The organism is Streptomyces sp. NPDC034085 (assembly GCF_055575555.1).
On the sequence record NZ_JBVISL010000001.1, the window covers coordinates 1,100,562 to 1,111,557 of the forward strand.

General features: G+C 74.0%; 9 protein-coding genes and 1 rRNA gene. 6 read left to right on the forward strand and 4 right to left on the reverse strand.

What is annotated here, in order from left to right; genetic code table 11:
- Positions 1-37 precede the first annotated feature (37 nt).
- The 3 genes from ACZ501_RS05100 to mtrA are packed head-to-tail and all read right to left on the reverse strand — an operon-like array spanning position 38 to position 4,581.
- Complete coding sequence (locus ACZ501_RS05100) at positions 38-1,930, reverse strand: LpqB family beta-propeller domain-containing protein (protein ID WP_361611443.1); 1,893 nt, start codon at positions 1,928-1,930, stop codon at positions 38-40.
- Complete coding sequence (mtrB, locus tag ACZ501_RS05105; protein WP_468792608.1) at positions 1,917-3,890, reverse strand: MtrAB system histidine kinase MtrB; 1,974 nt, start codon at positions 3,888-3,890, stop codon at positions 1,917-1,919. The genes ACZ501_RS05100 and mtrB overlap by 14 nt, the downstream gene beginning before the upstream one ends.
- A 1-nt stretch (position 3,891) precedes the next feature.
- The gene (gene mtrA, locus ACZ501_RS05110) at positions 3,892-4,581 is read right to left on the reverse strand and encodes a two-component system response regulator MtrA (protein WP_007264442.1); all 690 of its coding nucleotides are present in this window, start codon (positions 4,579-4,581) and stop codon (positions 3,892-3,894) included.
- A 234-nt stretch (positions 4,582-4,815) separates the two neighbouring features.
- On the opposite strand from mtrA, the gene ACZ501_RS05115 reads away from it, so the two are divergent.
- The 6 genes from ACZ501_RS05115 to ACZ501_RS05140 are packed head-to-tail and all read left to right on the forward strand — an operon-like array spanning position 4,816 to position 10,652.
- On the forward strand, positions 4,816-6,111 hold the full coding sequence (locus ACZ501_RS05115; RefSeq protein WP_468792610.1) for a hypothetical protein: 1,296 nt from the start codon (positions 4,816-4,818) through the stop codon (positions 6,109-6,111).
- A gap of 7 nt (positions 6,112-6,118) precedes the next feature.
- Positions 6,119-6,799 carry a DUF4129 domain-containing protein gene (locus tag ACZ501_RS05120; RefSeq protein ID WP_468792613.1) on the forward strand — a complete coding sequence of 227 codons (681 nt, stop codon included), beginning with the start codon at positions 6,119-6,121 and terminating at the stop codon, positions 6,797-6,799.
- Positions 6,796-8,052, forward strand: a complete 1,257-nt coding sequence (locus ACZ501_RS05125) for a DUF4350 domain-containing protein (RefSeq protein WP_468792615.1) — start codon at positions 6,796-6,798, stop codon at positions 8,050-8,052. Before ACZ501_RS05120 ends, ACZ501_RS05125 begins: the two co-directional genes overlap by 4 nt.
- Positions 8,049-9,011 carry an AAA family ATPase gene (locus tag ACZ501_RS05130; RefSeq protein WP_468792618.1) on the forward strand — a complete coding sequence of 321 codons (963 nt, stop codon included), beginning with the start codon at positions 8,049-8,051 and terminating at the stop codon, positions 9,009-9,011. Before ACZ501_RS05125 ends, ACZ501_RS05130 begins: the two co-directional genes overlap by 4 nt.
- Positions 9,011-10,321, forward strand: a complete 1,311-nt coding sequence (locus tag ACZ501_RS05135) for a DUF58 domain-containing protein (protein WP_361609790.1) — start codon at positions 9,011-9,013, stop codon at positions 10,319-10,321. The genes ACZ501_RS05130 and ACZ501_RS05135 overlap by 1 nt, the downstream gene beginning before the upstream one ends.
- A gap of 43 nt (positions 10,322-10,364) precedes the next feature.
- Complete coding sequence (locus ACZ501_RS05140) at positions 10,365-10,652, forward strand: Uma2 family endonuclease (protein ID WP_468792621.1); 288 nt, start codon at positions 10,365-10,367, stop codon at positions 10,650-10,652.
- Between the two features lie 91 nt (positions 10,653-10,743).
- On the opposite strand, the gene rrf is transcribed toward ACZ501_RS05140, so the two are convergent.
- Positions 10,744-10,860: ribosomal RNA gene (rrf, locus tag ACZ501_RS05145) — 5S ribosomal RNA — on the reverse strand.
- Positions 10,861-10,996: the final 136 nt, after the last annotated feature.

Sequence of the window (10,996 nt, forward strand, 5' to 3'; positions counted from 1 at the left end):
ACCCGGCCCCGCGACCCCTGTGGACGGCGCCCGCCCGTCAGCCCGGGTACACCGGGGCCCGGCCGCCCGCCGCCACCGTGCGCCACTGCGCGCCCGGCGGCAGCCACACGATGCCGTCCTCACCGGAGGAGGCCACCACGGGCTTCGCCTCGTCCTCGGCGGCCGCGATCCCGTTGAGCCCCGTCGCGCCCGGCAGGCTCGCGGCGACCAGCGACCCGTCGGCCAGCATGTAGCGGGCCTGGTCCACCCCGCCGCTCTCCCGGCCCACCACCAGCAGCCGGCCGCGCGGCGCCCAGCTCATCGCCGTCACCTCCGCCATCTGCGGGGCCGCCGGGCGCAGCTCGCGCACCGACACCCGGGAGGCGTCCCCCTTGCCCTCGGGCCGCTCGATCCGCCCGATGAAGAGGTTCCTGCGGCCGCCCTCCTTCTCGACGAGCAACGCGATGCGCACCCCGTCCGAGGAGGCCCGCAGCCCGCTGATCCGCCCTCCGTCGAGCCCGGCGACGTCCACCTTCTGCGGGGTGCCGGTCCCGCCGGGCACCCGCCACAGGCCCTGGCCCTGCGGGTCGAGGTCCGCGACCCACAGGTCGCCCTGCGCGTCCCAGCTGGGCGCGGTGAACTTGCCCGACTTGCTGGTCAGCAGGGCCTGCGGCATCTGCCCCGCCGTCGTCAGCGTCACCACGTACAGGCCGTGCCCGTCGTCGGAGACGACCGCGGCGCGCTTCTCGTCGTACGTCACGGCCGCCGACCCCACCTTGAAGCCCGCGGCGGTGGCCAGCGGGCCGGGCGCGGGCTCCGGCTTGTAGGGCTGCTGCTCCTCGGTGTTGGCGTCGAGGGTCATCCGGACGAGCTTGTAGTCCTTGTCCACGTAGTACTGGTGTTCCGGCGACGGCGGCCGGTTGGCGATGGCCGCGGCGGCCGAGCCGGTGACCCAGCACAGCGAGGACGTGCCGTCGGGGCGCAGCAGTTCGACCCGGTCCAGCTTGGAGGTCGTCAGGTCGCGGACGGTGTAGAGGAGTTGGGTGGCCATCTTCTGGCACTGCGGCTGGGCGACGTTGGCGGCGCTGCCGTTGAGCGGGACGCGCAGGGTGTTCTGGCCGTCGTACGAGAGGGACTTGGTGCCCGTGCGCAGTTCGCTGCCCGTGGGGAAGGCGGTGGAGACGACCGGGCCGAGCCACTTGGAGGGGCCGGCCAGCAGGGACTGCACGGTCTGCGTGGTCGGGTCCATGCGGGTGTCGGGGTCGGTGCGCTGGCGCACGTACACCGGGTCGGCGACGAGGGTGCTGCCCGCGAAGTAGTACTTGTTGACCGGCTTGTAGATGCGCTGGAAGTCGGACTCGCTGAGGACGAGGTTGCTGGGCGGGGTCGAGATCCGCCACTGCTTGTCGACCTGGACGAGCTGGAGGTACTCCTCGTAGCGCCCGCCGCCGGTCTCCGGCTGGTACGCGCTGCGCTCGTCCACGGTCGCGAGCTTCTTGCCGTAGATCTTCCAGCGGGGCTCTTCGGGTTCCCTGTCGCCCTGGACGGGGACCCGGTCGAGGCCGGCGGAGAGGACGGTGACGGCGGAGCCGGGCCGCCAGTTCTTCGCGGCGTCCTCGGTGAGGTACTTGCGGGCGGTGGCCAGTTTCGGGTCGTCGCTGGTCATGGCCTCGAGGAAGCCGTCGACGATGTCGGCCGGGCTGGCCTTGTCGGCCGGCGGCACCCCGAAGACGCGGACCTGCGAGTCGACGCCCTGCGAGGCCTCCACCCGGCGGATCTCGCCGCGGTCGGGCATGGAGGCGCAGCCGCCGATCAGCAGACCGACGGCTCCCAGGGCCAGCGCCACCCGGGTGCCGCGGTGCCGTCGGCCCGTGCGGGCCCGCTGACCGCGCCCGCCCCCGGCGTCCCGTCCGCCCCGTACTCCTGCCGACGCGCGCTCAGCGTCCTCCACCGGGTCCATCCTCCTGTGCTGCGGGCTGATCGGCGGGCCTGGCGACGACCCGGGAGCCGTTGCCGGGCAGCGCCGTGGGGTCGGCGGGCACCGGCAGGGCGGTGGTGACCGCCGGCCTGGGCGGTATCGGGGAGCGGTCGGCGCGCTCGGCACCGCCTCCGGGGCGCGTGCCCGGCCCGGCGGCGCCGCCGGGCCGGGGTGCCTCTGCGGCGGCGCGGGCGCGGTTGGCCCGGGAGTCCTCGGGCTCCAGCGGGATCGGCGATCCGCGCAGGGGCTCGTCGGCGGTGCGGGGCAGGGTGAGGCGGAACTGGGACCCACCGCCGGGCTCGCCCCAGGCCTGGAGCCAGCCGCCGTGCAGGCGGGCGTCCTCGACGGCGATGGACAGGCCGAGGCCCGTGCCGCCGGTGGTGCGCGCCCGGGCGGGGTCGGCCCGCCAGAAGCGGTTGAAGACGCGGGTGGCCTCGCCGGGCTTGAGTCCGACGCCGTAGTCGCGGACGGCGACGGCGACGGCCCCGCCGGCCGAGGCGAGCCGGACCACCACGTCACGGCCCTCGCCGTGCTCCACGGCGTTGACGACGAGGTTGCGCAGCACCCGCTCCACGCGCCGGGCGTCGGCCTCGGCTATGACGGGCTGGGTGTCGCCGAGGACCCGGATGCGGCTGCCCTTGTGCTCCGCGAGCGGCTCGGCCCCGTCGATGACACGGCGTACGACGTCCCGCAGGTCGATGGGCTCGGCCTGGAGGTCGGCGGCGCCGGCGTCGAAGCGGCTGATCTCCAGCAGGTCGGAGAGCAGCGACTCGAACCGGTCGAGCTGTCCGGCGAGCAGCTCCGCGGAGCGCGCGGTGACCGGGTCGAAGTCGACCCGGGCGTCGTGGATGACGTCGGCGGCCATGCGGACGGTCGTCAGCGGGGTGCGCAGCTCGTGCGAGACGTCCGAGACGAACCGGCGCTGCAGCCGGGACAGGTCCTCCAGCTGCTGGATCTTGTTCTGGAGGTTCTGGGCCATCTTGTTGAACGCCTCGCCCAGGCGGGCGATGTCGTCCTCGCCGGTGACCTTCATCCGCTCCTTGAGCCGCCCGGCCGAGAGCCGCTCGGCGATCCCGGCGGCCATCCGGACCGGAGTGACGACCTGGCGCACCACGAGCCAGGCGATGGCGCCGAGCAGCACGACCACGAACACGCCGGCCGTGGCGATGGTGACCTTGACCAGGTTGAGGGACTCCTCCTCCTGGGTCAGCGGGAAGAGGTAGTACAGGTCGTACGGGTCGCCGTTGATGTCGGTGAGCCGCTTGCCGATCACCAGCGCGGGCGCCGGCGGCTTCTCCCCGGCCCCGGCGGTGTACCGGATCTGCCAGAACGTCTTGAAAGTGCCGGTGGCGTGGTTGACGGAGCGGCGCAGCGCCGGCGGGACGCTGGCGGTCGGGTCGACGTTCCCGGAGGCGCGGGCGCCCTTGACGCCCTGGGCGCCCGGGGCGGCCTGCTCACCGGTGCCGGCGCCGAGCGCGACCACCTCGAAGGCGGTCTGGCCGCCGCTGGCGAGCTGTTTGACGAGCGAGTTCATCCAGGTGCTGGCGTCCCGGCCGACCTTGTTGTCGGTGGCGTCGGGCCCGTCGGCGGCGAAGGGCGTGTTGGCCTTCTCCTGTGCGACCGCGAAGCCTCCCGCGGCCTGGCTCTGGGCGGCCTCCTCCTTGGCTTCGAGGAGCCCCCTGGAGACCTGGGCGATGACGACGAAACCGAGGGCGAGGACCACGGCGAGCGACATCAGCAGGGTCGCCGCGACCACCCGCAGCTGGATGTTGCGCCGCCAGATCCGGACAGCCGGGAGCAGCGGCCGGCGTACGAGGCGTACGAACAGCCGCAGGAGGGGGCCGCCGGGTGCTCCGTCGGCGATCTGACGGAGCTGCCGGCCGCCCCGCAGCGCTCCCCGGCGGGAGCCGCTCCGGGCCTTGCCGGGCTGCACGTCAGCTGGGTCCGGCCTTGTAGCCGACACCGCGCACCGTCACGACGATCTCGGGGCGCTCCGGGTCCTTCTCGACCTTGGAGCGCAGGCGCTGTACGTGGACGTTGACCAGGCGGGTGTCCGCCGCGTGCCGGTAGCCCCAGACCTGCTCCAGCAGCACCTCGCGGGTGAAGACCTGCCAGGGCTTGCGGGCGAGGGCGACCAGCAGGTCGAACTCGAGCGGGGTCAGCGCGATGGAGGCGCCGTCGCGCTTGACCGAGTGTCCGGCCACGTCGATGACCAGGTCACCGATGACCAGCTGCTCGGGCGCGGGCTCCTCCGACCGGCGCAGGCGCGCCCGGATGCGGGCCACCAGCTCCTTGGGCTTGAACGGCTTGACGATGTAGTCGTCGGCACCGGACTCCAGGCCGACGACCACGTCCACCGTGTCGCTCTTGGCGGTGAGCATGACAATAGGCACGCCCGACTCGGCACGGATCAGCCTGCACACCTCTATGCCGTCCCGACCGGGCAGCATGAGGTCGAGCAGCACGAGGTCCGGCTTCGCCTCCCGGAAGGCAGCCAGTGCCTTGTCACCGTCCGCTACGAACGACGGCTCAAAACCTTCTCCACGCAGCACAATGCCGAGCATCTCGGCCAGCGCGGTGTCGTCGTCGACGACAAGGACGCGTCCCTTCATGGTTGACATCATCCCATTAGCTAATCGTTACCAGGCGGTGAGCTGTCCCACAGCCAAAAGGGCTGGAAATCGCCCCTCGGACCTGCGTGGAGATCAGGACGACCAGTCTGCCCCGGATCCGCGCGACAATTGAAGGGCGAGCGGCCCGGGATCCGGGGGGACGGCCGGTCCGAGCAGAGCTCCCCCATGGCACGATGGCAGCCGACCAGCGCGCCCGCCACGGCAGGTGCACGTGAAGGAGCGACGATGAACGACTCTCCGGGCTGGGCCGCGCCCGGATCCCCGTCCGACGGCCAGGGCCCCGACGACGCCCGGCCGGCCGCTCAGCCGTCCGGCTCCGCTGCCGACCCCGGCTCCGCTGACGGTACGGGATCCGGCCCGGGCTCCGCTGCCGACCCCGGCGCCGGCACCCCCGGCGGCAAGTGGTCCGCGGCCCAGCCGCCGGCCGGCCAGTGGTCGAGCCCCGCGCCCGCCCGGACACCGCAGCCGGCCCCGCCCGCGCAGCCGCAGGCCCCCGGCTGGGGAACCCACCCCGCCCCCGGAGCCCCGTACCAGTACCCCGGCGGCTGGGGCGGCCCCCCGCCCGCCGCCAAGCCCGGTGTGATCCCCCTGCGCCCCCTGGGCCTCGGCGAGATCCTCGACGGCGCGGTCGGCACCCTGCGCGGCCACTGGCGCTCCGTGCTCTCCGTCAGCCTGGTCGTCGCCGCCCTCTCCCAGCTCGCCCTGCTCCTCGTCGAGCGCGCCTGGCTGGACGGCCTCCCGGTCGCCGACGAGGACCTCACCCGCTCCCAGGCCCTCGGCGTCATGGGCAACACCGCCCTCGTCTACGCCTTCCAGTACTACCTGGAGATCCTCGGGCTGATCCTGGTGACCGCCCTCCTCGCGCCCGTCGTCAGCCGCGCGGTCCTCGGCCAGGCCTCCACCGTCTCCGGCACCCTGAAGGCCGTACGCCCCCTCGCACCGCGCATGCTGGCCCTGATCGCCCTGCTGCTCCTGGGCGCCGTCGCCGCCGTCGGGCTCCCGACGCTCCCCGGCATCCTCGCCGGCAGCGCCGCCCTCACCGCCCTCGGCATCCCCGTCGGCTTCCTGCTCCTGGCCTGGTTCTACGTCACCTTCGTGCTGGCCCCGCCCGCGCTCATGCTGGAGCGCGGCACGGCCGTCGCCGCCCTCAAGCGCTCCGCCAAACTGGTCAAGGGCTCCTGGTGGCGGATCTGCGGCATCAGCCTGCTGACCTGGCTGATCCGCGCCATCACCAGCATGGTGATCGTGACGCCCTTCGCGGGCATCGCCCTGTTCGCGGCCCCCGGAGGCATCAGCAGCCTGTTCAACGGCTCCGCCACCACGAGCTGGACCTTCCTGATCATCAGCGCGATCGGCGGGGTCGTCGGCGCCACCGTCACCGTGCCCATGCAGACGGGCGTCACCACCCTCCTCTACATCGACCAGCGCATCCGCCGCGAGGCCCTCGACCTGGAGCTCGCCCGAGCCGCCGGACTCGACGGCTACGGCACCCCCACCGCCGCCGAACGGCCCGGAGGCTGACGCACCGATGAGCACGGGGGGACTCATCACCACCGGCGCCACGGCCCTGCTGCCCGCCGCCGAGACACCACCGCTGACCACCCCGCGCGACGCCGCCCGCGAGGCGGCCGAACGCGAGCTGGCCAAGCCCGCCTACCACCAGGACGAGCCGGGGCTGCTCCAGCGTGCCCTGGACCGCTTCTGGGAGTGGCTCGGCGACTTCTTCGACCGCGCCTCCGGAGCCACCCCCGGCGGCTGGGCCGGACTCCTCGCCATCGCCGTACTGGTCCTCCTGGTCCTCGCCGCCCTGTGGTGGCGGCTCGGCACCCCCCGCCGCACCCCGGCCGCCGGCGGCACCCTCTTCGCCGAGGGCCCCCGCAGCGCCGCCGACCACCGCGCCGCCGCCGACGCCCACGCCGCGGCCGGCCGCTGGAACGAAGCCGTCCAGGAACGCATGCGCGCCCTCGTCCGCTCGCTCGAGGAACGCACCCTCCTCGACCCCCGGCCCGGCCGCACCGCCGACGAGGCCGCTGCCGAAGCCGCCGTCTCCCTCCCCGCCCACGCGGACGACCTCCGCACCGCCGCCCGCGCCTTCGACGACGTCACCTACGGCGGCCGCACCGCCGACGCCGACGCCTACGCCCGCCTGCGCACCCTCGACCTCACCCTGGAACGCGCCAAGCCGCTCCTGACGGGACCCACCGCATGACCGGCCCCACCCCGCCCCCCGCCGGCCCGGACACCACCCGGACCACCCCGGCGCCCCGCCAGGGCACGGACCGGCGCGCGGCTACCTCCACCGCCCTCACCGGCGCCCAGCTCTGGGCCCGCGCCCGCGGCCTGCTCCTCGCCCTCGGCATCCTCCTCGCCGCGGCCCTCGCCCTCGCCGGCCTCCAGGCGGGCGACCACCACGGCCTCCTCGACCCCCGCTCCGCCGACCGGGACGGCAGCCGCGCCCTCGCCCAGCTCCTGAAGGAACGCGGCGTCACCACCCGCGTCGTCACCAACGCCGACGAGGCCGCCGCCGCGGCCGGACCCCGCACCACCCTCCTCGTCACCGCCCCCGACCTGCTCGGCGAACCCCAGCGGCGCGCCATCCGCTCCGCCATCGACCTCTCCGGCGGCCGCACCGTCCTCATCGCCCCCACCGGCCTCAGCCTCCCCGACCTGGCACCCGCCGCCCACGCGAAGTCCTCCACCGACAGCGACGACCTCGACCCCGGCTGCGCCCTGCCCGCCACCACCGCCGGCCGCGCCGGCACCGGCGACGGCCTCCGCTACACCACCGCCCTCCCCGCAGCCACCGCCTGCTACCCCAGCGACGGCGACCCCACGGTCCTCGTACTCCCCGGCACCACCAAGGGCGGCGACACCGTCCTCCTCGGCTCCGAACGGATCCTGCTCAACCAGCACCTCGCCGAACAGGGCAACGCCTCCCTCGCCCTCCAGCTCCTCGGCTCCCGCCCCCACCTCGTCTGGTACCTGCCCACCCTCGCGGACATGCCCCCCGACGGCCCCGCCGACGACAAGAGCCTCCTCGAACTCGTCCCCGCCGGCTGGCTGTGGGCCCTCCTCCAGCTGGCCGTGGCCGCCGTCCTCGCCGCCCTCTGGCGCGCCCGCCGCCTCGGCCCGCTCGTCACCGAGAACCTGCCCGTCGCCATCCGCGCCTCCGAGACCACCGAGGGCCGCGCCCGCCTCTACCGCAAGGCCTCCGCCCGCGACCGCGCCGCCACCGTGCTGCGCGCCGCCGCCCGCGAACGCCTCGCCCCCCTGGTCGGCGTACCGCCCGCCCGGGCCCACGACCCCGAGGCCCTCGTCCCCGCCGTCTCCGCCCGCCTGCCCCACGCGGCCGGACCCGACCCGGCCACCACCCTCTTCGGCGCCACCCCCGCCGACGACGCGGCACTCGTCGCGCTCACCGACCACCTCGACGCCCTCGAAAGAGAGGTCCGCACCTCATGACGGCCACCACGGACAGCGCCCGCTCCTCCCTGGAAGCGCTCCGCACCGAAATCGCCAAGGCCGTCGTCGGACAGGACTCCACCGTCACCGGTCTCGTCGTCGCACTCCTGTGCCGCGGCCACGTCCTCCTCGAAGGCGTCCCTGGCGTCGCCAAGACTCTCCTCGTCCGCGCCCTCGCGGCCTCCCTCGCACTCGACACCAAGCGCGTCCAGTTCACCCCCGACCTGATGCCCAGCGACGTCACCGGCTCCCTCGTCTACGACGCCCGCACCGCCGAGTTCTCCTTCCAGGACGGCCCCGTCTTCACCAACCTCCTCCTCGCGGACGAGATCAACCGCACGCCCCCCAAGACCCAGTCCTCGCTCCTCGAAGCCATGGAAGAGCGCCAGGTCACCGTCGACGGCACCGCGCGCCCGCTCCCCGACCCCTTCCTCGTCGCCGCCACCATGAACCCGGTCGAGTACGAGGGCACCTACCCCCTCCCCGAAGCCCAGCTGGACCGCTTCCTCCTCAAGCTCACCGTCGCCCTGCCCTCCCGCGAGGACGAGATCGGCGTCCTGACCCGGCACGCCGCCGGCTTCGACCCGCGCGACCTGCACTCCGCCGGCATCCGCCCGGTCGCCGGCGCCCGGGAACTCGAAGCCGCCCGCAAGGCCGTCGAGGAGACCACCGTCTCCCCCGAAATCGCCGCCTACGTCGTCGACATCTGCCGCGCCACCCGCGAATCGCCGTCCCTCACCCTCGGCGTCTCCCCCCGCGGCGCGACCGCCCTCCTCGCCACCGCCCGCGCCTGGGCCTGGCTCACCGGCCGCGACTACGTCACCCCCGACGACGTGAAGGCCCTCGCCCTGCCGACCCTGCGCCACCGCGTCCAGCTGCGCCCGGAAGCCGAGATGGAGGGCGTCACCGCCGACTCCGTCATCTCGGCGATCCTCACCCACGTCCCCGTCCCCCGCTGATGGCCCCCACCGGACGCGCCGCCCTGCTCGCGGCCCTCGGCAGCCTCCCCGTCGGCATCCTCGAACCGGGCTGGACGGGCATCCTCGCGGTCAACGGCTCCCTCGCCCTGGCCTGCGCGGTCGACTGCGCCCTCGCGGTGCCCGTACGGAGCCTGCGGCTCACCCGGACGGGCACCACCGCCGTCCGCCTCGGCGAGACCGCCGACGTCCACCTCACCCTCACCAACCCCGGCACCCGCACGCTCCGCGCCCGCATCCGCGACGCCTGGCCCCCCAGCAGCTGGCCCCCCGGCACCGAAACGGCCGCCTCCCGCCACGAGCTGACCGTCCCCGCCGGTGAACGACGCCGCCTGACGACCCGCCTGCGCCCCACCCGGCGCGGCGACCGCAAGGCCGCGGCCGTCACCGTCCGCTCGTACGGGCCCCTCGGCCTGTGGGCCCGCCAGGGCTCCCACAGCGCCCCCTGGACGGTCCGCGTCCTGCCGCCCTTCACCAGCCGCAAGCACCTCCCCTCCCGCCTCGCACGCCTGCGCGAACTGGACGGCCGCACCAGCCTGCTGACCCGCGGCGAGGGCACCGAGTTCGACAGCCTGCGCGACTACGTACCCGGCGACGACACCCGTTCCATCGACTGGCGGGCCACCGCCCGCCAGCACAAGGTCGCCGTCCGCACCTGGCGCCCCGAACGCGACCGCCACATCCTGATCTGCCTGGACACCGGCCGCACCTCCGCCGGACGCGTCGGCGACGCGCCCCGCCTCGACTCCGCCATGGACGCGGCCCTGCTGCTGGCCGCCCTGGCGACCCGCGCCGGCGACCGCGTGGACCTCCTGGCCCACGACCGCCGCCTCCGCGCCCAGGTCCAGGGCCGATCGGCCGCCGACACCCTCCCCGCCTTCGTGAACGCCATGGCCGGCCTCGAACCCGAACTGGTCGAGACGGACTCCCGGACCCTGGTCTCCACCATCCTGCGCAGCGCCCCGCGCCGCTCCCTGGTGGTCCTCCTGACGAGCCTGGACGCCGCCCCCGTGGAAGAGGGCCTCCTGCCGCTCCTCCCCCAGCTGACGCAGCGCCACACGGTCGTCCTGGCCTCCGTGGCCGACCCCCACATCGCCGCCATGGCCGCGTCCCGCGGCTCCCTGGACGCCGTCTACGAGGCCGCGGCCGCCACCCAGACCCAGTCCCAGCGCCGCCGCACGGCGGAGCAGCTCAGCCGCCACGGCGTCCACGTCGTCGACGCCACCCCGGACGACCTGGCCCCCGCCCTGGCCGACACCTACCTCGCCCTGAAAGCCGCGGGCCGCCTGTAGCCGCGTCATCGCCGAGGAGGACACCGACGACACCGCGAAGGTCGTGAACTCCCGCGACGTCCTGCTGGTGGTGGAGGTCGTCTCCCGTACGAACTCGCTGACCGACATCCGCGACAAGCTGTACGACTACCCGAGGATGGGGGTCCCGCTGTACGTCGTCGTGGACCCCCGCAGGGACAAGAAGACCGTGACGGTGCACAGCGAACCCTCGGAAGGGCCCGACGGCATCCGCTACCGCAAGAAGGTCCCCCACGCTTTCGGGGACACCGTCACCGCCGGCCGCTGGACGCTCGACACCAGCAGCCTGAAGAGCTACCCCGCCGACTGGTGAAGGAACAGGAAGGCGTCGGTGCTCACGCATAAAGGGCCGCAAACGCAGAAAAGCCCCGCACCAGAAGGTGCGGGGCTTTCCCACAATGATTGTTCGGCGGCGTCCTACTCTCCCACAGGGTCCCCCCTGCAGTACCATCGGCGCTGAAAGGCTTAGCTTCCGGGTTCGGAATGTAACCGGGCGTTTCCCTAACGCTATGACCACCGAAACACTATGAAGTTAACCAACCGGATGACAACACGGTCGTTACTTCAGAACTAACACAGTGGACGCGAGCAACTGAGGACAAGCCCTCGGCCTATTAGTACCAGTCAGCTCCACCCGTTACCGGGCTTCCACATCTG

Coding starts and splice junctions, on each gene's coding strand:
- ACZ501_RS05115 (WP_468792610.1), top strand. CDS start 4,816: ATGAACGACTCTCCGGGCTGGGCCGCGCCCGGATCCCCGTCCGACGGC.
- ACZ501_RS05125 (WP_468792615.1), top strand. CDS start 6,796: ATGACCGGCCCCACCCCGCCCCCCGCCGGCCCGGACACCACCCGGACC.
- mtrA (WP_007264442.1), bottom strand. CDS start 4,581: ATGATGTCAACCATGAAGGGACGCGTCCTTGTCGTCGACGACGACACC.
- ACZ501_RS05130 (WP_468792618.1), top strand. CDS start 8,049: ATGACGGCCACCACGGACAGCGCCCGCTCCTCCCTGGAAGCGCTCCGC.
- ACZ501_RS05120 (WP_468792613.1), top strand. CDS start 6,119: ATGAGCACGGGGGGACTCATCACCACCGGCGCCACGGCCCTGCTGCCC.
- ACZ501_RS05135 (WP_361609790.1), top strand. CDS start 9,011: ATGGCCCCCACCGGACGCGCCGCCCTGCTCGCGGCCCTCGGCAGCCTC.